The following is a 20,868-nucleotide window of genomic DNA, read 5'->3' on the forward strand; positions in this document are numbered from 1 at the left end:
TCTACGTGTTGAACGTCCTAATGTATCAATTTGTTTCATCAATACCTTCGGCGCCTTTGTAATAATTTAATCAACAATTACGCCAACTTTTATAAATCAGCACCTTTATCACAAGATAATAAAAAATTAGTCCAAAAGACCCGGATTAACGATATTCGCAGATTATTAAGCAATAATGGCAGACGAAAAAATTATCTTTTCAATGGCTGGGGTAAGTAAGATTTACCCGCCCCAGAAACAGGTCCTCAAGAATATCTACTTGTCTTTTTTCTATGGCGCAAAAATCGGTGTTATCGGCCTCAATGGGTCCGGTAAATCTTCGCTTCTGAAGATTATCGCCGGACTGGATAAATCCAATCAGGGCGAGGTCGTATTTTCCCCGGGATATAGCGTCGGGTATCTTGCTCAGGAGCCTCAGCTTGATGCTGAAAAGACTGTAAAAGAAGTCGTGATGGAAGGCGTTGCTGAGATCACCGCTATACTGAACGAGTACGAAGAAATAAACGAAAAATTTGGTCTTCCGGAAGTCTATGAAGATGCAGACGCTATGGACAAGCTGATGGCCAGGCAGGGTGAGCTTCAGGATCAGATCGATGCCGTTGGCGCATGGGAGCTCGACTCCAAACTTGAAAGAGCAATGGACGCGCTTAGAACCCCAGACCCCGAGGCGAAAATAGCCACTTTGTCAGGTGGTGAGCGCAGAAGGGTAGCACTTTGTCGCCTTTTACTCCAAGAACCGGATGTTTTGCTCCTTGATGAGCCTACCAACCACCTGGACGCCGAGTCGATCGACTGGTTGGAGCAGCACTTGAAGAATTATAAAGGAACCGTTATTGCCGTTACCCACGACCGTTATTTCCTGGACAATGTTGCAGGCTGGATCCTTGAACTTGACCGCGGGGAGGGTATTCCATGGAAGGGTAATTACTCTTCGTGGCTGGAGCAGAAATCAAAGAGACTTGCCCAGGAAGAGAAAACAGAAAGCAAGCGGCAAAAGACATTAGAAAGAGAGCTGGAATGGGCACGCATGGCTCCGAAAGCACGTCATGCCAAATCGAAAGCGCGTTTGGCTAATTACGAAAAAATGGCTTCTGAGGAAACGAAGGAAAGAGAAGAAAAGCTGGAACTTTTCATCCCTCCCGGACCACGTCTAGGTAACATCGTAATCGAAGCTCAAAATGTGAGTAAGGCATACGGTGATAAGATACTGTTCGATAACCTGAGCTTTTCCCTCCCACCGGCGGGTATCGTGGGGATTATCGGCCCAAATGGTGCGGGAAAAACTACCCTGTTCCGACTTATCACCGGACAGGAAACGCCCGATAGCGGCACTTTCCGCGTAGGTGAAACGGTAGCATTGGGCTATGTAGACCAGATGCACAATGACCTTGATCCCGAAAAATCAGTTTGGGAGAATATTACAGACGGACAAGAAACCATTCTCCTTGGTAACCGACCGGTAAATTCCAGAGCCTATGTTTCCAAATTCAACTTCAATGGTGCAGACCAGCAAAAGAAGATAGGAGTAATTTCCGGGGGAGAGCGCAACCGTGTCCATCTGGCCATTACGCTGAAAAAGGACTCAAACGTCCTGCTACTCGATGAGCCAACGAATGATATTGATGTCAACACCCTCCGTGCGTTAGAAGAAGGCCTCGAAGGCTTTGCCGGCTGTGCGGTGATCATTTCCCACGACAGGTGGTTCCTAGACAGGATCTGTACACACATTCTTGCCTTTGAGGGCGATTCACAGGTATATTTCTTTGAAGGAAACTACAGCGATTACGAAGAGAACAGAAAGAAGAGATTAGGGGATACCGGACCTAAGCGAATTAAATATAAAAAACTAACGTCTTAAAAAAACAAAGGCGGGCAAAATAAGCCCGCCTTTGTTTTTATATGATCTGACTTTCGTAAATCAACTTTCCTTTTTCCAGCTTACCACTGGTATCGAGTGCCCATGCGGACAAATACACCGACCCATCTGTCTCAAACCGCATCTTGAAGAAACCTTTGCTCTTCTGACCAAACTTCAGATGTTTACCCGATTGCACCACATACTTCACTTTAGACCCCGATCCACTCACTACAAAATGGTTGTTGTCTTTCCGAATATATTGAAGGTTATGTTCATGGCCGGCAGCATAGATCAGATTACTATATCTCGCCAAAATCTCTTTCAATTTGGCACGAAGTTTCCGGTACCTGGGATGAGCGACATCTTCACGTGCACCCAAAAAGCGGCGGTACAGGGGTATGAGTGAACCAAGACCAGGCAACGGGATCCATGCATCCTGGTCGTAAATGGTCAGTGGAAAGATATGGTGCTTCAACTTAAACTTGCCACCATGAATTGCATAGCTATAGACGGGATGATGACCGATCACTAAAAGATGCTTCCGGATATTCGCATCCAGAATCCCAACCAGTCTCTCGAAAAAATCCTCCTCTGACTCGATACCGTCGTAACATTCCGAATTTAACGAACGTACTCCTCTCTGCATCCACCACTGGGTATCAATAGCTACCACGGTAATGTTATCGTTGAGATCGAATGTTTCAGGACCGGGACAACCGCCTTTGGGAAACATAACTTTTTTTCCAAATAATTTCTTTAAATATTCATCTTGCCTCACGATGTACTCGTGACCGTTGTCTCTCCCCTTGTTCCAATCGTGGTTACCCGCAATGAACGCAACCTCTCCATGATAGTCTTTCAGAACTTCATAATGCCGATTTAAGATCGCCTCCGAATTTTTACGAAGAATGTTACCGACCGGAGGCAAGCCCCGCGGGTAAACGTTGTCCCCTAAAAACAGTACTGCAGACGGCTGCTCCTTGCACAGATGACAGTTCAGCATCCGGAACACCGGGTCGGGTCTGGAGACCGATATGTCACCGGTATCACCGATCAGGAATATTTCATAAGGCGTATTGGAAGAGGTTTTAAGCGACATACCAGGATAACACTCGTAAATAGCCTATTGTTGACGCTAAATAAGAATAGAAGACTTCCCTTTACCGGATAAACTCATTTCAGCGCTTGCCGCAATGGAAAAAGGGATTAGATTTGAAAAAAATACAAACTATCCCTCACAAGTGAAGTTTACATACATACACGGGTTCGAAACAAAACAGTTACGAGCGAAAAGCTTATCAAGTAGAGGATTCTAGAAACACCATGCTGAACTTATACCGCCAGATAATAAGTAATAATCTTAACAACACCATCTTTGAGGAACTTCCCGAAGAATGGCTTGAAAAGGTTTCTCCAGAGATAAAAAGCGAATTGATTCACGGCTTTTATAACGCCGGCATACTAACAATCAATCTGGCTGATTTTAATCGAAATGGCTTCTACCAGAAAACGGTCAGGCCTCAATTTCGCCACTATTGCGAAAGCCTCTATCTTCAGCTGGGGCCGATTATACAGCGCTGTCTCCGACGTATGTTTCTCGGATTCAATGAAAATCTAACCGAATATAAAGTTGTGTTATTTATGGAAGGACATGAAGAAGATCAGTTCGAACCCATAAAGTTTAATCTCGATATCTTTTAGATCCCTTTTAAGGTAAAACAGAATTCTGCACCCTTACCAGACCCAGCGTTGACCCAAATACGGCCACCGTTTGCTGAAACGAACTCCTTACATAACATCAGGCCAATTCCTGTCCCCTGCTCACCGTTGGTGCCTTCTGCCTTTAAACTAAAGGTCTCAAATAACTGTGCGGCATCCAACTCTTCCATTCCCTTCCCATAATCCCTTACTGAAAAGCAAACAAACCCATCGCGGTGTGTTGCACTGATCTCAATGGCGCTATTGGGGTACGAAAATTTTATAGCATTGCTCAAAAGATTTCTTAACAAGAAATTAAAGTGATCTATGTCCGCAGATATTTTAAGGTCCGGCGGGATATTACTATCTATCCGAATATTTTTCACTGTGCAGGCGGCGAAAAAGAAGTCGCGGGCAATATCAACAGCAGTGGCCACCTCAACAATCTGTTCCTTAACACTAACACCCTGAATCTGCGTTCTTCCCCATTCAAGTAACGAGTCCAAAGTAGATAAAGACGCTTCCGTATGTTTTTTTAAGATGTGAGCGACCTCCTTTAATTCCCCGGGCTTCAATAAATCGTCCTCCATTAACGTCAACATTTGAACTACAGAACCCATTGGACCTCTCAAATCGTGACCGATAATGGAGAAAAGCTTATCTTTAATATGATTGGAGACTTTAAGTCGCCTGTTAAATTTTTGCACATTACGCAAAGAGAAAAAGACCACTAACAACAGGACAATCACAAGCACTGCAATCGCAATGCCCACATTCCGCTGAAAGGTGGTCTTCCCGCTCAAGGTTTCGAGCGTCTTGATCTGAGCCTCACTTTTTTCCTGGTAGTACTCTGCCTGCATGACTTCTGCAGCCCGTTTCTTATCCTTACTGAATAAAGAATCGGTTAACGTCCTTAGTTTCTGCGATGCCGTAAAAGCATCCTTATACCTTCCCTGAGCCTGAAATATTTCGATGTACCCTTCGTATAGTTCTGACACCAGCAGGGAGTGCCCTATATTATTCGCTATGGAAAAAGACTGATCTAACAGTTTAATTGCCTTCTCATAATCCTTCTTCTCAACATATAATGCGGCAATATTAATCAGTGCCCGTGATTCCTTTTCTGGAAGACGGAGGCTTCTCGCCTTCTCAAGCGACTTCTTGTGAAAAGCATAGGCTGAATCCCGATAACCCAGGTGCTGGTAAGCATTACCTGCATTCGTCAAGGAGGAAATATAAAGATCCGCATGTTCCGTACTGTCTGCCTCTTGCAGGCCGATCATAAAATACTTCAGCGCTTCCTTCATATTGCCTTTCTTAGCATGGACCACACCCACGTTATTCCGGAGAGCTACAGATGACTTCTTAGAAAAATCTTTCGTTATCAGGGCTTGTGCCTTATTATAATACACCAGTGCCTGGTCGAGGTTATCGCTTTTCTCATTTATCAGTCCAAGCTTAATATACGAGTCAAAAACGCCCTTACTATGATGGATTTTCTCGTAGATCTTTAATCCTTTCAAAACAGAAGCTGTAGCTTCAGGAAATCGACCGCCTTTGCCAGCTATCGTTCCGAGAGTCAGATAACAAGCTGCAATACCCCGACTATCGTTTATCCGTTCAAATCCCCGGAGCGCGTCTTCCGCGTATTTCTTGGATAATATCAGATCTCCATGCTCATGATGAACATTCGCCACTTTATTCAGTAAGCCGTATTGTGAAGGTCTGTCTTTAATCGCACGAGCCAGCTCTATCCCCTTTCCGGCATAAAAAAGAGAAGAATCGTAATCAGAGGAGGAGTGATATTCGGCCAGCCTGGCGTAAATGTTTAGTCTGGCTGAATCAGAGTTCGCTTGACTCAGCTCCCGAAGTAGGTTGGCGGGCAGCTTGTTCGCATACGCGTAAGCACTTAAAAGTGAAAAACAAACCAGAAGAAACAGCCTCATTACGCTAAATTCAAGTACACTCTGATAGCTTTGCTACCGCGCTACCGGACACCAAGTATAATAGTTTAAGATACAATATCCTACAAAAAATGTAACTTGAATGATAATATTTAACACTACGGATAAATAATGACGCCTATCATACAAAAACCCGGCTCCTTGTCATTTTTTTTACCCCCCTAACAGGCGATGTTTGTATCAATGATTGTTGCTACCCCAAGCAACTTTTTTCATAGGTAGATGTAGGGTCAGGCGATTTCATATTGCCTGACTTTTTTTATGCCCATATTTTACAAGCGATTGACCTGCATCAACACATCTTTAATTTATCTTTGCCCATATTATGAGTAAGCACGGAAGAATATTAGTGGCAATGAGTGGCGGAGTGGATAGTTCCGTAGCTGCCGTCATGCTGCATGAGCAGGGATACGAGGTTATAGGTCTTACAATGAAAACCTGGGATTATGCTTCCTCGGGCTCTTCGTCCAAAGAAACCGGATGCTGCAGTCTGGATTCTATCAACGATGCCCGGTCATTGGCCGTTGGTTATGGATTCCCTCACTATATCCTGGATATCCGAAGCGAATTCGGTGATTTCGTCATCGACAACTTCGTGGATGAATACCTTGCCGGCAGAACCCCTAACCCATGCGTTCTCTGCAATACTCATATTAAATGGGAAGCCCTGCTCAAACGTGCAGATAAACTCGACTGCGAGTTTATCGCAACGGGCCACTATGCCAATATTCGCTTACAGGATAACGGTCGGCATGTCATATCTAAAGGCCGGGACGAAAACAAGGATCAATCTTATGTTCTTTGGGGTGTTTCACAAAAGAATCTTGCCCGTACTCAGTTTCCTTTAGGCAGCTTTACCAAAGCCGAGATCAGACAAATGGCGTTGGACATGGGACAAACTGAACTCGCCAAAAAAGGAGAAAGTTATGAAATCTGCTTTGTGCCCGACAACGATTACCGGTCCTTCTTAAGACATCGTGTAGATGGTCTGGAAGAGAAAGTAGCGGGCGGAAACTTCGCGCTGAGTGATGGCACCATCGTGGGCCGGCATCAGGGATACCCTTTCTATACTATCGGCCAGCGTAAGGGACTTGGCATAGCGTTCGGCCATCCTATGTTTGTAACTGAAATACTTCCTGAAAGCAATACCGTGGTTCTGGGTACACAAGAAGAGCTTAAAAAGACCGTAGCCCTGGTGCGCGGCGTCAATTTGATTAAGTATGAAAGTATACAGGAGCCTATGGAAGCAATCACCAAAATCCGATACAAAGATGCGGGCGCGAACAGTACAATCGTACAGGAAGACGGCCTGATGAAGGTGGAGTTTCACCATGCGGTATCGGGTATAGCGCCCGGACAGTCGGCTGTGTTCTACGAAGGCAATGACCTTTTGGGTGGAGGTTTTTTACTGTAACAGCCTCACTTTACGATCAAAACCCTGTTTTAGATATGGCCAAAACACAATTCAATTTTGCATTGGGGTGATTAATGTCTTTCTTTGCAGAAAAACCAATCTGCTGAATGGCTAAAAATTTACTAATCGTTGAGTCCCCTGCTAAGGCAAAAACCATTGAAGGTTATTTGGGTAGCGACTTCATGGTAAAATCAAGTTACGGACATATCCGTGATCTGGTTAAAACTGATGACGCAATTGATACCGAAAATAACTTTACCCAAAAATATGAAGTGCCGGCAGATAAAAAAGCCGTTGTAAGTGAATTAAAGAAACTTGCAAAGGAAGCCGAAATGGTCTGGCTCGCGTCCGATGAGGACCGCGAGGGAGAAGCCATCTCATGGCATTTATTTGAGACTCTCGGTCTCAAGGACGAGAAAACGAAAAGAATTGTATTTCATGAGATCACTAAGCCCGCTATATTAAAAGCGATAGAGTCCCCACGCAATATCGATTACAACCTTGTTCATGCACAGCAGGCAAGACGAGTACTCGACAGGTTAGTTGGTTTTGAGCTTTCACCCGTTTTATGGAAAAAAGTCAAACCCTCCTTATCCGCAGGCCGGGTACAATCTGTTGCCGTACGCCTGATCGTGGATCGTGAAAGAGAGGTCAACAAATTCACGCCTACCGCTGCATACAAGATTACTGCTATCTTTAACACCGGCAAAGCGAGAGAATTTTTCAAAGCTGAACTCCCCGAACGTTTCGAAACAGAGCAGGAAGCTACCTCGTTTCTGAACGCATGTAAGGATGCCGACTTCAAAGTCAACAGCGTAGAAAGCAGGCCGACCAAAAGAAACCCTGCCCCGCCATTTACAACCTCAACCCTTCAACAGGAAGCAAGCAGGAAGCTGGGTTTTTCGGTTTCACGAACAATGTCTATTGCACAGCGCCTCTACGAGTCGGGAAAGATCACCTACATGAGAACGGACTCCGTTAACTTGTCAGACACAGCACTCGAAGCCGCAACCAACGAAATCAACACTGCTTATGGTGAAAGATACCATCAGCATAGAAAGTATAAAACGAAGGCCGCCGGAGCACAAGAAGCACACGAGGCGATCAGGCCTACGTATTTCGATCAGCATACGATCGACGGAGATCTCTCTGAGAAACGCCTCTATGAACTTATCTGGAAGCGCGCGATTGCTTCTCAAATGAGCGAAGCGCAGTTTGAAAAAACTACTGCAAAAATTACTATATCCAACCGCAAAGAGAATTTCGTTGCCAATGGAGAAGTCATGAAGTTTGACGGATTTCTGAAAGTCTATATGGAATCCCAGGATGATGATCAGGAGGTGAATCTGGATGAAGAAGCAGGAAATGCTATCCTCCCTCCCCTATCCAAAGAGCAGTCGCTGATCCGTCACGAAATAAAAGCAACCGAGCGGTATACCCGCCCCCCAGCACGTTATACAGAAGCAAGCCTGGTAAAAAAGCTCGAAGAACTGGGCATCGGTAGACCATCAACATATGCCCCTACTATCTCCACTGTTCAAAACAGAGGCTACGTAGTGAAAGAAGACAGAGAAGGCAAATCCAGAAATTTCTGCGTGTTTACCCTTACCGGCGGCGAACTCGTTAAAGAAACCAAAACAGAGATCACCGGCGCAGAAAAATCTAAGCTTTTCCCAACCGATATCGGAGCAGTAGTAAACGACTTTCTGGTTCAGCATTTCAACGGAATAGTTGATTTCCATTTCACGGCTAACGTAGAAAAAGAGTTCGACGAAATCGCAAATGGATTGAAGAACTGGACCGAAATGCTCAAGTCTTTTTACAACCCATTCCATAAGGAGGTAGAGAACACCATTCTGACTGCAGAAAAAGCAAGAGGCGAAAGAGAACTGGGCCTTGATCCGGAAACCGGTAAAAAGGTCTCTGTGAGAATCGGACGCTTTGGACCTTTCGTCCAGATCGGCGAAACAGAAGCCGAAGAGAAGCCTCGTTATGCCAGTCTAAGGTCCGGTCAAATGATCGAATCGATCACGCTGGATGAAGCGATGGAGCTCTTCAAACTTCCCAAAAAAGTGGGCATCTTCGAAGAAAAAGATATGACCGTAGCCATTGGTCGCTTCGGCCCCTACGTGAGGCATAATAGTGCTTTCTATTCCTTACCAAAAGGAGTTGATCCTCATTCGGTAACAGAAGAAGCATGCATTGAGATTATTCTGGAGAAACGTAAAAAAGACGCGGAGAAACTAATCAAGACCTTTGATGAAGACCCGACAGTTAAAATTCTTAATGGCAGATGGGGGCCATATATCGAGTATGGAAAAGCTAACGTCAAGATTCCAAAAGATAAAGAGGCTTCTGCCCTGACATTCGAAGAGGTAAAAGCTCTCGCTGAAGCAGCAGAAAAAGAGCCAAAGAAACCAGCGCGAAAGTTTGCCAAAAAGAAATAGAATAAAGCGTATTTGTAACATCACACAACATGAAGAAAGATCTTCCTGAAAATCTGGTACAGGATATTGGTATTGCAGTTGTGCTCGAAAGCGACAGCCCGCAGGGCCAGTCATGGAACGTCTATCTGATCAATCTCAAGGACAGGGATCTCGAAACCGTTCTCATATCCTCCAAAGGCTATGGCCGTAAAGATGGCGTAGACGTAAAGACCTCCATCTTAAGGCATGCTATCGGAAGTATTCCTGCCAAAGCAACTGCTCGCGTCGAGGCTATTGACGAGCAGGTATTCGGACTAACCAATGAATACCTGCTCAGTTTCTACATCGACGGACAAATCTTTGATAAAAAGTACATTTTCGTTCCTGAGAGTATTGTTGAATCAAACATGGTTCGCATTCCCCTGCTTAATAAACCTGGCGTACTTATCCTGTAATCACTACGTGCTGATAAAACTGAGCCGGCCTTGGGAGATTTCGGCAATCCAGTTAGGGAAAGTTAGATGGCGTTTCGATACGCCGCAACAGAATAAGCCAGAACAAAACATAAATCAAAATCCTTAACTTGCCAAAAGAAAGGTATCACAGCTTAAATAACCATGAACTTTATGGTGTATGTAAACGTTGTGATCACATAATACATTCACAAAATGGCTAAGAAAAAATCCAACCATCTGATAGTTGTTTTTACACAACTTATTACCGATATATTGGAAAAGGGAGGCAATGCTCCCATGAATTACAAACAAATCGCTGCAAAACTTAATCTCACGGATCCTGAATCACGGGAGACTATATTGGTGGTTTTAAAAGAGGAAACCCGTAAGGGCATCTTCATTGAGCCTCAAAAAGGTAAATTTCAGCTAAAAGAACTGAAAACGATCATTACCGGAAAGGTGTCTATGACCAGCGACGGCTCCGCCTTTATCATCCCCGATGATGAATTTGAGGAAGACATCTATATCGCTCCCAGAAAAGTAGGCATAGCTTTAAATGGCGACAAGGTCAGAGCCTATGTTTTCGCCAATCGTAAAGGCAAACGAAAGGAAGGAGAAATTATCGAGATCCTCGAGCGTTTTAAGATGGAATTCACCGGCATCGTAAAAGTTACCGGCGCCTTCGCCTTCTTTATACCCGACGACCGAAAGATGCTTCGCGATATCTTTATTCCATTGGAGAATCTTAATGGCGCGGAACACGGAGTAAAAGCGGTTGCCAAAATCACCGATTGGCCCGATGGCGCCAAAAATCCTGTAGGAACGATCACCAATGTTTTGGGGATACAGGGAGAGAACAACACGGAAATGACTGCGATCCTGGCCGAATATGGCTTCCCGCTTTCTTTCCCTGATGAGGTTGAGAAAGAGGCTGAGTCTATACCCGACGAGATCACGGCAGAAGAAATCGCCAAACGGCGTGACTTCCGCAATATACTTACCTTTACCATCGACCCCGCTGACGCTAAAGATTTTGATGATGCCATCTCCTACCAGGTACTGGAGAACGGCAACTATGAAATAGGCATCCATATAGCCGACGTATCGCACTATGTGCGCCCGGATACGGCACTTGATGCAGAAGCATTCAACAGAGGCACTTCCGTTTATCTGGTAGACCGCGTTATACCGATGCTGCCTGAAAGGCTTTCAAATGGAGTTTGCTCACTGCGTCCAAAGGAAGATAAGCTCTGCTTTTCGGCTGTATTTGAATTAGACAACCAGGCCAATGTACTCGAACAATGGTTCGGAAAAACCATCATTCACTCCGACAGGAGATTCAGCTATGAAGAAGCTCAGGAGGTGATAGAAGGAAATTCGGATGAGCTGAAAGAGGAGATTTTGAAACTAAATGAACTGGCTTACATCCTGCGGGAGAAGAAATTTAAACAGGGCGCAATCAGTTTTGAAACTTCTGAAGTGAAGTTCCAGCTTGATGAGCAGGGTAAACCCATAGGCGTCTACACCAAGGAGCGCAAAGATGCTCATAAGCTGATAGAAGATTACATGCTGCTTGCCAATAGAAAAGTGGCAGAATTTATCGCGAAAAAAGGCAAGGGAAAAAAGAAATATACTTTCGTTTATCGTTCGCACGACGCACCGAACGAGCAAACCCTCATGGGATTTGTACAGTTCGCGGCACAGTTCGGATATAAGATCAGCACGAAGTCGGATCGTGATATTGCCAGATCATTGAATCATCTGATGGCCGACGTCGAAGGAAAGAAAGAGCAGAATGTACTGACGCATCTGGCGATCAGATCTATGGCTAAAGCTATCTACACCACCAAAAAAACGGGGCACTACGGTCTCGCTTTCGACTATTACACCCACTTCACCTCTCCTATCCGCCGTTCTCCCGACGTAATGGTCCATCGTCTGCTGGAGCGCTATCTGGATGGCGGTACCTCTGCAAACGAAGAAGAATACGAAAAAATGTGTGTGCATGCATCGCAGATGGAGAAAAAGGCCGCAGATGCAGAACGCGCTTCGGTAAAATACAAACAAGCAGAATTCCTTCAGGACAATATTGGTAAGGAGTTTATGGGTATCATTTCCGGGGTTACCGAATGGGGTATGTTTGTTGAGATCGAAGAGAACAAATGCGAAGGCATGGTACGATTACGTGATATAGCAGATGATTTCTATGTGCTTGATGAGAAAAACTACTGTATCATCGGACAGCGCAAGAAAAAGAAATACCAGCTGGGAGACGAAGTTCAGATTCTGGTAAAAAAGGTGGATCTGGCCAAAAGGCAAATTGACTTTAAATTACTTCAATAAATTATACATGTATTCTATTTCACAACTTCAGGATCTCATCAACAAACAAATCGTTGAAAAGAAATATCCTGTTACGCCAGCTGAACTGTATGACCCGATAACATACATCATGTCTTTGGGCGGCAAGAGAATGCGCCCTGTGCTGACTCTGATGGCTTGCGATATGTTCGGTGGACATGTTACGAAGGCACTCGACCCTGCGCTGGCTATTGAGCTGTTCCATAATTTCACGCTCATGCATGATGATATTATGGATAAAGCTCCGCTTCGCCGCGGACAGTCTACCGTTCATTCTAAATGGAATGACAACGTAGCTATACTCTCGGGTGATGTGATGCTTGTAGAGGCTTATAAGACGCTTGTCAGCTCGATTGATAGCTCAATCCTCAGAGATGTATTGACCGTTTTCAACGATACCGCTGCTGGAGTATGTGAAGGACAGCAGACGGATATGAATTTCGAGCTGATGCAGGATGTCAGCATTCCGCAGTATCTGGATATGATCCGGTTGAAAACGGCCGTATTACTTGGCTGTAGTTTAAAAATCGGTGCCTTGATCGGGAGTGCCTCGACTGAAGACGCAGAACATCTGTACAACTTCGGCGTGAATATCGGCATCGCCTTCCAGCTTCAGGATGATATCCTGGACGTTTACGGCGACCCGGAGAAGTTCGGCAAGCAGGTAGGCGGAGACATACTGTCCAACAAAAAAACCTTCCTGCTAATCAAGGCTATTGAGCTGGCGGAAGATCTGGACAAAGAGGAGCTTCAGCATTGGCTGAGTGCAGCAGATTGCGACCCTGCAAGCAAGATCAGTTCGGTAACAGCGATATACGACAGATTAGGTATAAGACAGCTCGCTGAAGAGCAAATGAATCTACATGCCCGAAAGAGTCTTTACGAATTGAATAAGGTCTCTGTAAAAGCAGAAAATAAACAAGTACTGGTTGATTTCGCAGGTCAACTACTGATCAGAGAAACCTAATCAGCAATCGCCACAGTTCGCCCGTCCCTTCCCCATAGGTAACCAACCTGATGCATTCCTAACACGTATGGCCTCTATAAGGAACTAGCGATCCCTTATACAGATCTAGAACCGCCTTTACATGAAGGCGTATACAAGCCCACATTCTCCCGTGATAAGTCCGACTTAATAAGCTAAAAGTCGGACTTATCACGGGAGAATGTCGCTTTATTATCGGCTGTATATAAAAGCGGTTTTTAGTAAGAATAAGAGAAGTTTAAAAAATATTCTGAATTTGCTGTTACCCGCTAAGCAGTAAGAAGTGGCAGTTCTTTGAATCTACGAGCGCCAATTTCACCAAAATAAAAAAGGGGTGATCATGAAATTCATGATACACCCCTTTTTATTAAGAGTACTTTTATTATTCTGCTGTAGCAGGAGCTTCAACAGGAAGAACAGAAACGTATGATCTGTTATCAGCTTTCTTTTTGAATACTACTGTACCGTCGATTAGAGCGAAGATCGTGTGATCTTTTCCTAAGCCAACGTTTTTATCCGGGTGGTGTTTAGTACCACGCTGACGTACAATGATATTTCCAGCAATAGCTGCCTGACCACCGAAGATCTTAATACCTAAGCGTTTGCTATGTGATTCTCTACCGTTATTCGAACTACCAGCGCCTTTCTTGTGTGCCATGTTTTTTATATTATGAATTGATTGCTCAATTCAGGTTATTATTCTGTTTGTGGATTATTTCGTTAGTTACAAAGTAATACCAGTGATCTCAATTTTAGAGAATTGCTGACGGTGACCGTTCTTCTTTTTGTAGCCTTTACGACGTTTCTTTTTGAAGACAATTACTTTATCTCCTTTTAAATGAGACACGATCTTAGCTGAAACCTTAGCACCAGTTAATGCATTAGCACCAACTTTGATGTTATTTCCGTCTGCAGCTAACAATACCTGGTCAAATTCAACACTAGCGCCTTCTTCTCCTTGTAAGCGATGTACAAAGATCTGCTGGTCTTTTGCAACCTTGAATTGCTGTCCGGCTATATTTACTATTGCGTACATTGTTAGTTAATTAGTTTTTTTTAAATGAGGTGCAAATATAGATATTAATTAGAAAAGGAGCAAATGTTATAACAAATGAGTTTTCTCAGATCGGTTAAGGAAGAATATCTAAACCACAACCTGTCGATATATTCTGCAAAGGGGATAAATTAAGGCACAAATTAGATGCTGAAAATCAGACACATATGAAATACAAATCCTTTGGCATGAATTTTCCTGATTCCGTCACATATTGGTTCACGAAGATATTAAAATCCATTCATCCTGGAATTCTTTAGTTACCGAATTAAGAATCGACCTTTAAAGCCCCCGTTTTGGGGCTTTTTTTCTGCCTTCGCCGAAACTTGTATTTAACCTCTAAGTGTTTCGTTTAAAATTCAGATATTTCGTTACTAAATATTACATATGATACAAGTTAACGAATATTTCGACGGGGCTGTTAAATCGCTAGGCTACACAAGTGAACAAGGGAAATCGTCTATTGGAGTCATTGAAGAAGGCGAATATGAATTTGGCACTTCATCTAAGGAGACCATGCAGGTAATAGAAGGCGAACTCATTGCTTTGCTGTCGGGCGAATCAGAATGGAAGTCATATACGAACGGTCAGTCGTTTGACGTCCCTGCAAATTCAAGCTTCAAAGTAAGAGCAAGTCGTCAGAGTTCCTATCTCTGTAAATACGAGTAAGCGGGCATCTAGTCAAACCGTTTAAGAATCTTATCGGGTGGAGGGGCTTGCCCCTCCACTAAATGAAAATATGGTCGGCAATGCGATAGGTATTGCAATGTGCCTCCACAATATCAATGATCTGTGGCGAATAACCGCCACCCATGCTTACCTGAACAGGGACTTTCCGGCTTTTGCATAAGGAAAGGACTAGTTGATCGCGCATTTTGCAACCCTCTCTGCTTAAAGCCAGATGTCCTAACTTATCCGTCGATAAGACGTCCACACCAGACAAATAGAACACGAAATCGGGCTTCGCTTTCTCAAAAAGCGGTTCAAGATGCTTGGTTAAGATATCCAGGTATTCTTCGTCGTGTGTTCCTGCATGCAAGCCTATATCGAGATCAGACTGCTCTTTACGGAACGGAAAGTTCTTTTCTGCATGGATGGAAAACGTAAAAACATTCGGGTTACAACGGAAAATCTCCGCAGTACCGTTTCCTTGGTGCACATCGAGGTCGATGATCAGCACACTATGAGCGAGCTCGCGGTTCAGCAGGTAATTAGCAGCAATGGCCTGATCGTTTAACAGACAGAATCCTTCTGCCCAGTTAGAACCGGCGTGGTGAGTACCCCCGGCAACATTGAAAGCGATACCGTATTGCATCGCATAGTGACACCCCTCTATAGTTCCCTGCGCAATCTGCCGCTCCCTGTCGATCAGCTCCTGTGATAGGGGGAAACCTGACCTCCTGATTTCAGGCGGACTTAAGGTCAGATCACGGAGACGTTCCCAGTAATCGCGCTGATGAGTAAGCAGAATAACGTCTTCAGAGACCAGACCCGGCGAATACAGGTTCTCGTTAGTGATGAGTCCCTCATACAAAAGCTGTCCGGGAATGAGCTCATACTTCAGCATAGGAAACCGGTGTCCTGCTGGCAAGGGGTGGGAATATTGGGCGTCCCATGCGATTTTTAACACGTTCTAAAGTACGAAAGAAATGGAAAACAGGGGGACCTTCGCGTGTGTTTAACTTCAACCGAGGGTAGATAAGGCATTTTTTATCTAAGTTTGTTACTAAAATCAAGACATTACAAAATGGAATTTAAGTTAGGAGAATTTGTTCGTTTCGTCGACGAAAGAATGGAAGGATATGTTACCCGCATCATCAGCAACGACATGATCGGAGTAACGGGCGAGGATGACTTTGAAATTCCTGTTTTAATTACAAAAGTAACGCGTGTACACGGACACAAATACCCCGGAGCCGCAGAGCAATACCAGGCAGATACACCTGCCCCTTCGGAAACATTTGAGTCGAAGGGAATTTTCTTAGCGGTGGTGCCTGATCAGAATAAAGCTTCGGTTGTACACTTCCATCTGGTGAACGACACTTCCTTTCAATTACTGACAACGCTGGTAACGGATAAGGCAGGAATAAGCAAGGGAGAGTTTGCCGGCAGCATACAACCACATACTGCGGTGGAAATCTATTCATCGAATTTGTCTGACCTCAGCGTGTGGCCAGGATTCCTCATCCGGGCCTTGTATTTTTCTAAGTCAAATGTCGCAATCCCTGAGGCTATCCAATATTCCGAAAAGTTTAAAGCGAGAGATTTTGCCGGTGCCAAGAAAAAGGTTGCGCAATTAAATAAAGAAGCCTGGATTTTCCGTATCGATGAGGATGACCTGGTTATTGACCCTGAGAAGCTCAAAGAAAGCTTTTTCAAACCGGTGGCTGAAAAGAAAGTCGTCGAAAAACCTTCCGCTCAAATAGATCTTCATATTGAGAAGCTCAGAGATGATTATCAGTTTCTGAGCAATACAGAAATTCTGAAGATCCAGATGGACCATTATAAAAAAGCCCTCGATGCAGCGATTGTGCATAAGCTCCCTTCTATCACCTTCATTCATGGGATAGGAAACGGCACGCTAAAACAAGAGATACATAAGACACTTGGCCGAAATAACCATGTGAAAACATTTTTAGATGCCCGTAAAGAAAAATTCGGTTATGGCGCTACCGAAGTTATTTTAAAATAATTTAACCTCCTATCATGTCCCAGTTTGAGACCAGAGCAGACGTACCTTCCAAGAAAAAGTTCTTTTACCCTATTCACGATCCACTACGGGAGTACTTAGTTAAATATAACAGGGAGGTTAAGCTCCATGTGCAGTATTCCGACCTGCTTCGTTTCCAGTTCAGCACTCCCCTGCTCGATAAAGCAGGTAATGATACGCTGTGGCAAACGGTGTATTATGATCAGTCTGAGATGAATGAACTGTTCCCCAATCTTAAATACATCTATGCGCTGATGAACGCGGATGGCGATATGCAGGTAATGGAACATCTTCACATCGCACAGATCGATTATTGTACGTTCGGAAATTCAAAACCTTTCCGGATTAGAGTAATGAACAAGTTCAACGATAACTACGATTACTTCTATGTGAAGGTGGCGGATGCCTCTAGGGTGTATGGAATTGAGCTGGAACACATCCTCTCGCCAAACCGAATCTCTTATTTGACCGATGACAACACCCTGATAGAGGAGCATATCTCCGGACTGCCTGGAGACATGTTCATTCAACAGCGTACCAATACCTCAAAGTTCAATCAGATCCGTATCTGCAAGGAGTTTGTAAAGTTCAATGAACGTTGCTTTATTCGCTTGCTGGGAGATATGCGGTCTTATAATTATGTAGTTCACATTACGCCGGACATTGAAGGTAACCAATACCGAATAAGAGCAATAGATTTTGACCAGCAGTCATATGAAGGCAGGAGAAATTTCTACCTGCCGCATTATTTTAAGGAAAATAACAAACTCGTTCAGCTGGGGATACAGCACATGGATAAAATGACCATGAGGCAGTATCAGGAAGAAGAAAGAAGTTTGATCTACAACCGGATGAAACTTGTGCATTACCGACTCAATGATATTCTGCAGGTGATGAAAAAACATGAGATAGCACCCAGCGAAAAGGTAGCACAACTCGGAGAAGAATTATGGGCTTACCATAAGAAAGGAGCATTCAAAAAATGCCGTACAATGGGCGAGTTAGTAGAGGAACAGCTGCTGGTATTCTTTGAGAAGAAGCAAATATGACCATAATCACGCTTTTTTAGTCGAATATGTCTAAAATCACAATGCTATATATTCTAGTTTAAGTCAAAAAACTGTTACACCTTGATGGTTTAAAACCTATTAATTGCAGGATTTTCAAGGCAGGTTCGGCATCCTTGAATTTTGGTTAAAAGTGCATTGAGAGGGTGAAAAAACAACCTTTTGCCCCCTATATTTGTTCTTATAATATACAAAGAACAACTAATCTAAATTGTTATGAAAGCTATAAAATTTACACTCGCCGCACTTTTAATTTCTATAATTATCACTTCTGTTGGTTACGCAAAAGTTGACAAAGGTTACCTGACAATGGACTACGCAATAAAGACTTATGTTGAGGCTGTGTCCTTTGGAAAGGTGAAAGGAATAGAGGAGATTCTGGACAATAATGTAAAGTTCACTCTTGCACAGGGAAACAAGGTAATTAACTACAACAAAATGGAGTTAATCAATTCTCTTAAAATCTCTGAAAACATCAATCAGAACTGCAAAACTGATTATTCGATCATTGAAAAAGGAGATGCTCAAACTATTGTTAAAGTGACAATGGATTATGAAAACTTTTCTAAGATCAACTATGTGACTATCTCTAATACAGATCAGGGATGGAAGATCACTAACGTATCAAGCGTTTACAAATAAGGGAACAGCTTGTTGAGTAAAAAGGGGGTTAGCTCATTATTGAGTTAACCCCCTTTTTGTTTAGACACATTTGCAAGCAGAATAATACCTGACCACGATTCTATTGTCGTTTTTGCCTAGGCTGCAGACTCTTCGGTTGCCGTTTCCTCTGGGGGCAACAAAAGCTTATCATCTTTCTCCACCCTGAGGTTGGCGACGATGTGTTGCTGGCGTGAAGGCGTGTTTTTACCCATGAAATATTGCAACAGAGACTGGTTATTGGAATCTCTGAGGATAACCGGATCCAGTCGCATATCCTTACCTATGAAGAGACCGAATTCATCAGGAGATATTTCTCCGAGACCCTTAAAGCGCGTTATTTCAGGCTTACTTCCCAATTTGGCGATGGCGTTTCTGCGTTCCTCATCGCTGTAACAGTAGATAGTTTCCTTTTTGTTCCTTACACGGAACAAGGGAGTTTGCAGAATAAACACGTGCCCAGCTTTGACCAGATCCGGAAAGAACTGAATAAAGAACGTCATGATCAGTAATCTGATGTGCATCCCGTCGACATCGGCATCAGTGGCGATGACGATATTATTGTATCGCAGTCCTTCCAGACCGTCTTCAATATTGAGTGCATGTTGCAGGAGGTTGAACTCTTCATTCTCGTATACGATCTTTTTAGTAAGACCGAAGCAGTTGAGCGGTTTTCCTTTGAGTGAGAAAACACCCTGTGTCATTACGTCGCGCGACTTGGTAATCGAACCACTCGCGGAATCACCCTCTGTTATAAAAAGTGTAGTTTCCTGCTTACGCTCGTGATTGTCGTCAAAGTGGAGCTTACAATCGCGCAGTTTCCGATTATGTAGTGAGGCTTTTTTAGCGCGTTCGTTGGCAAGCTTCTTAATCCCGGCAATGTCTTTACGCTCGCGTTCTGATTGGAGAATACGCTTCAGCATCGCATCAGCCACCTGGGGATATTTGTGCAAATAGTCATCCAGGCTTTTTTTAACGAAGTCATTGACAAAGCCTCTGACAGTAGGACCATCGGGGCCGACATTCAGAGATCCCAGCTTCGTTTTGGTCTGGGATTCAAAGACGGGCTCCTGAACCCGGATTGAAACGGCGGCAACAATGGACGCCCTGACATCGGAAGCTTCAAACTCTTTCTTGAAAAATTCCCTGATCGTTTTCACTACAGCCTCGCGGAAAGCAGCCTGATGAGTACCACCCTGCGTTGTGTTCTGACCGTTAACGAATGAGTAATACTCCTCCCCATATTGCTGGGCGTGGGTCATCGCAACCTCTATATCCTCCCCTTTCAGGTGAATGATCGGGTAGCGAATCGTTTCGGCGTCGGTGTTCTTAACCAGGAGGTCATGCAGTCCGCGCTCTGAGAAGTATTTCTTACCGTTGAAATTGATCACCAGACCGGCATTCAGAAACACGTAGTTCCAGATCATGTTCTCGATAAACTCGGGAATGAAGCGATAATTTCTGAATATGGTATTGTCGGGATGAAACGTAATAGCTGTTCCATTTCGTTGAGTAGTTTCCTTCTCTGCCTCGTCCCGAACGATAGCTCCCTGGCTGAATTCAGCAATTTTGGTACGTCCGTCGCGGTAAGACTGCACGATAAATGTTGATGACAAGGCATTAACCGCTTTTGTACCCACACCGTTCAAACCCACTGACTTTTGAAAAGCCCTGGAGTCATACTTTCCACCCGTATTGATCTTAGATACACAGTCGATCACCTTTCCGAGCGGGATACCCCTGCCATAATCGCGTACAGAGACCTTGTGTTCGGATATGTTCACATCGATGGTACGGCCAGCACCCATCACAAACTCATCTATGGAGTTATCGATGATTTCCTTTAGTAGTACATAAATTCCGTCGTCATAAGCAGATCCATCTCCCAACTTCCCGATATACATCCCCGGCCTCAGACGAATATGCTCTTTCCAGTCGAGGGACTTTATACTATCTTCACTATACGTATTTGTTTCCGCCATAATATTTTCCAGTATTTGTTTTACAAAAATAATAATATTCAGTCCGTTTAACTACCGACTTGTCCTTTTCATTATACACCTGAACATTCTATGAGCATTTCAGGACAGAAGCGTCTACAAAAGGTTACAGTATTTAAAGCATGATGAACGGGAATTCATCGGATTCACTTCTTTTGAACTTAATAAAGCAGTTTCGGCGGGTTTGGTACAGTATTGGTGTTCTATCTGGTATAA

17 protein-coding genes are annotated in these 20,868 nt (G+C 43.9%); 11 read left to right on the forward strand and 6 right to left on the reverse strand.

Translation table 11 applies throughout. The features are described 5' to 3' along the window. Positions 1 to 175: 175 nt before the first annotated feature. On the forward strand, positions 176 to 1,858 hold the full coding sequence (gene ettA, locus B0I27_RS15130) for an energy-dependent translational throttle protein EttA (RefSeq protein ID WP_106294866.1): 1,683 nt from the start codon (positions 176 to 178) through the stop codon (positions 1,856 to 1,858). Positions 1,859 to 1,895: 37 nt separating this feature from the next. On the opposite strand, the gene B0I27_RS15135 is transcribed toward ettA, so the two are convergent. Further along, positions 1,896 to 2,957: a metallophosphoesterase gene (locus B0I27_RS15135; protein ID WP_106294868.1), complete on the reverse strand. Its 1,062-nt coding sequence runs from the start codon at positions 2,955 to 2,957 to the stop codon at positions 1,896 to 1,898. Between the two features lie 224 nt (positions 2,958 to 3,181). On the opposite strand from B0I27_RS15135, the gene B0I27_RS15140 reads away from it, so the two are divergent. After that, positions 3,182 to 3,559: a hypothetical protein gene (locus tag B0I27_RS15140; protein ID WP_106294870.1), complete on the forward strand. Its 378-nt coding sequence runs from the start codon at positions 3,182 to 3,184 to the stop codon at positions 3,557 to 3,559. On the opposite strand, the gene B0I27_RS15145 is transcribed toward B0I27_RS15140, so the two are convergent. After that, positions 3,556 to 5,502: an ATP-binding protein gene (locus tag B0I27_RS15145; RefSeq protein ID WP_106294872.1), complete on the reverse strand. Its 1,947-nt coding sequence runs from the start codon at positions 5,500 to 5,502 to the stop codon at positions 3,556 to 3,558. The genes B0I27_RS15140 and B0I27_RS15145 overlap by 4 nt on opposite strands. Positions 5,503 to 5,845: 343 nt before the next feature. Here B0I27_RS15145 and mnmA point away from each other — a divergent pair, with 343 nt between their 5' ends. The 5 genes from mnmA to B0I27_RS15170 all read left to right on the forward strand — a co-directional run bounded on the left by mnmA (position 5,846) and on the right by B0I27_RS15170 (position 13,143). Continuing rightward, positions 5,846 to 6,934: a tRNA 2-thiouridine(34) synthase MnmA gene (mnmA, locus tag B0I27_RS15150; protein ID WP_106294874.1), complete on the forward strand. Its 1,089-nt coding sequence runs from the start codon at positions 5,846 to 5,848 to the stop codon at positions 6,932 to 6,934. Between the two features lie 107 nt (positions 6,935 to 7,041). Next, complete coding sequence (topA, locus tag B0I27_RS15155) at positions 7,042 to 9,381, forward strand: type I DNA topoisomerase (RefSeq protein ID WP_106294876.1); 2,340 nt, start codon at positions 7,042 to 7,044, stop codon at positions 9,379 to 9,381. 29 nt (positions 9,382 to 9,410) lie between these two features. Further along, complete coding sequence (locus B0I27_RS15160; RefSeq protein ID WP_106294878.1) at positions 9,411 to 9,815, forward strand: hypothetical protein; 405 nt, start codon at positions 9,411 to 9,413, stop codon at positions 9,813 to 9,815. Between the two features lie 213 nt (positions 9,816 to 10,028). Beyond that, on the forward strand, positions 10,029 to 12,158 hold the full coding sequence (gene rnr, locus B0I27_RS15165) for a ribonuclease R (protein ID WP_106294880.1): 2,130 nt from the start codon (positions 10,029 to 10,031) through the stop codon (positions 12,156 to 12,158). 7 nt (positions 12,159 to 12,165) lie between these two features. Next, a complete protein-coding gene (locus tag B0I27_RS15170) occupies positions 12,166 to 13,143 on the forward strand; it encodes a polyprenyl synthetase family protein (protein WP_106294882.1) in 978 nt (325 codons plus the stop codon). Between the two features lie 400 nt (positions 13,144 to 13,543). Here B0I27_RS15170 and rpmA read toward each other — a convergent pair whose 3' ends face one another. Both rpmA and rplU read right to left on the reverse strand, forming a co-directional pair. After that, positions 13,544 to 13,819: a 50S ribosomal protein L27 gene (gene rpmA, locus B0I27_RS15175; RefSeq protein WP_106294884.1), complete on the reverse strand. Its 276-nt coding sequence runs from the start codon at positions 13,817 to 13,819 to the stop codon at positions 13,544 to 13,546. Between the two features lie 66 nt (positions 13,820 to 13,885). After that, entirely contained in the window at positions 13,886 to 14,197 is a 312-nt protein-coding gene (rplU, locus tag B0I27_RS15180) for a 50S ribosomal protein L21 (RefSeq protein ID WP_106294886.1), read from the reverse strand. Between the two features lie 405 nt (positions 14,198 to 14,602). Between rplU and ppnP the strand changes: the two genes are divergently transcribed. After that, positions 14,603 to 14,884, forward strand: a complete 282-nt coding sequence (gene ppnP / locus B0I27_RS15185) for a pyrimidine/purine nucleoside phosphorylase (protein ID WP_106294888.1) — start codon at positions 14,603 to 14,605, stop codon at positions 14,882 to 14,884. A 58-nt stretch (positions 14,885 to 14,942) separates the two neighbouring features. Here ppnP and B0I27_RS15190 read toward each other — a convergent pair whose 3' ends face one another. Then, entirely contained in the window at positions 14,943 to 15,845 is a 903-nt protein-coding gene (locus B0I27_RS15190; protein ID WP_181276797.1) for a histone deacetylase family protein, read from the reverse strand. Between the two features lie 117 nt (positions 15,846 to 15,962). Here B0I27_RS15190 and B0I27_RS15195 point away from each other — a divergent pair, with 117 nt between their 5' ends. The 3 genes from B0I27_RS15195 to B0I27_RS15205 all read left to right on the forward strand — a co-directional run bounded on the left by B0I27_RS15195 (position 15,963) and on the right by B0I27_RS15205 (position 18,634). Beyond that, a complete protein-coding gene (locus B0I27_RS15195) occupies positions 15,963 to 16,907 on the forward strand; it encodes a Smr/MutS family protein (protein WP_106294892.1) in 945 nt (314 codons plus the stop codon). A gap of 14 nt (positions 16,908 to 16,921) precedes the next feature. Then, complete coding sequence (locus B0I27_RS15200; RefSeq protein WP_106294894.1) at positions 16,922 to 17,974, forward strand: hypothetical protein; 1,053 nt, start codon at positions 16,922 to 16,924, stop codon at positions 17,972 to 17,974. Positions 17,975 to 18,208: 234 nt separating this feature from the next. Further along, a complete protein-coding gene (locus B0I27_RS15205) occupies positions 18,209 to 18,634 on the forward strand; it encodes a nuclear transport factor 2 family protein (RefSeq protein WP_106294896.1) in 426 nt (141 codons plus the stop codon). Positions 18,635 to 18,750: 116 nt separating this feature from the next. Here the strand turns inward: B0I27_RS15205 and B0I27_RS15210 are convergent, their stop codons facing one another. Continuing rightward, positions 18,751 to 20,634 carry a DNA topoisomerase IV subunit B gene (locus B0I27_RS15210; RefSeq protein ID WP_106294898.1) on the reverse strand — a complete coding sequence of 628 codons (1,884 nt, stop codon included), beginning with the start codon at positions 20,632 to 20,634 and terminating at the stop codon, positions 18,751 to 18,753. Positions 20,635 to 20,868: the final 234 nt, after the last annotated feature.

The organism is Arcticibacter pallidicorallinus (assembly GCF_003002875.1).
GTDB classification, from domain to species: domain Bacteria; phylum Bacteroidota; class Bacteroidia; order Sphingobacteriales; family Sphingobacteriaceae; genus Arcticibacter; species Arcticibacter pallidicorallinus.

What these genes read in the sequence shown, in the direction of transcription:
- ettA (WP_106294866.1), top strand. Translation starts at nt 176, where the DNA reads ATGGCAGACGAAAAAATTATCTTTTCAATGGCTGGGGTAAGTAAGATT.
- B0I27_RS15135 (WP_106294868.1), bottom strand. Translation starts at nt 2,957, where the DNA reads ATGTCGCTTAAAACCTCTTCCAATACGCCTTATGAAATATTCCTGATC.
- B0I27_RS15140 (WP_106294870.1), top strand. Translation starts at nt 3,182, where the DNA reads ATGCTGAACTTATACCGCCAGATAATAAGTAATAATCTTAACAACACC.
- B0I27_RS15145 (WP_106294872.1), bottom strand. Translation starts at nt 5,502, where the DNA reads ATGAGGCTGTTTCTTCTGGTTTGTTTTTCACTTTTAAGTGCTTACGCG.
- mnmA (WP_106294874.1), top strand. Translation starts at nt 5,846, where the DNA reads ATGAGTAAGCACGGAAGAATATTAGTGGCAATGAGTGGCGGAGTGGAT.
- topA (WP_106294876.1), top strand. Translation starts at nt 7,042, where the DNA reads ATGGCTAAAAATTTACTAATCGTTGAGTCCCCTGCTAAGGCAAAAACC.
- B0I27_RS15160 (WP_106294878.1), top strand. Translation starts at nt 9,411, where the DNA reads ATGAAGAAAGATCTTCCTGAAAATCTGGTACAGGATATTGGTATTGCA.
- rnr (WP_106294880.1), top strand. Translation starts at nt 10,029, where the DNA reads ATGGCTAAGAAAAAATCCAACCATCTGATAGTTGTTTTTACACAACTT.
- B0I27_RS15170 (WP_106294882.1), top strand. Translation starts at nt 12,166, where the DNA reads ATGTATTCTATTTCACAACTTCAGGATCTCATCAACAAACAAATCGTT.
- rpmA (WP_106294884.1), bottom strand. Translation starts at nt 13,819, where the DNA reads ATGGCACACAAGAAAGGCGCTGGTAGTTCGAATAACGGTAGAGAATCA.
- rplU (WP_106294886.1), bottom strand. Translation starts at nt 14,197, where the DNA reads ATGTACGCAATAGTAAATATAGCCGGACAGCAATTCAAGGTTGCAAAA.
- ppnP (WP_106294888.1), top strand. Translation starts at nt 14,603, where the DNA reads ATGATACAAGTTAACGAATATTTCGACGGGGCTGTTAAATCGCTAGGC.
- B0I27_RS15195 (WP_106294892.1), top strand. Translation starts at nt 15,963, where the DNA reads ATGGAATTTAAGTTAGGAGAATTTGTTCGTTTCGTCGACGAAAGAATG.
- B0I27_RS15200 (WP_106294894.1), top strand. Translation starts at nt 16,922, where the DNA reads ATGTCCCAGTTTGAGACCAGAGCAGACGTACCTTCCAAGAAAAAGTTC.
- B0I27_RS15205 (WP_106294896.1), top strand. Translation starts at nt 18,209, where the DNA reads ATGAAAGCTATAAAATTTACACTCGCCGCACTTTTAATTTCTATAATT.
- B0I27_RS15210 (WP_106294898.1), bottom strand. Translation starts at nt 20,634, where the DNA reads ATGGCGGAAACAAATACGTATAGTGAAGATAGTATAAAGTCCCTCGAC.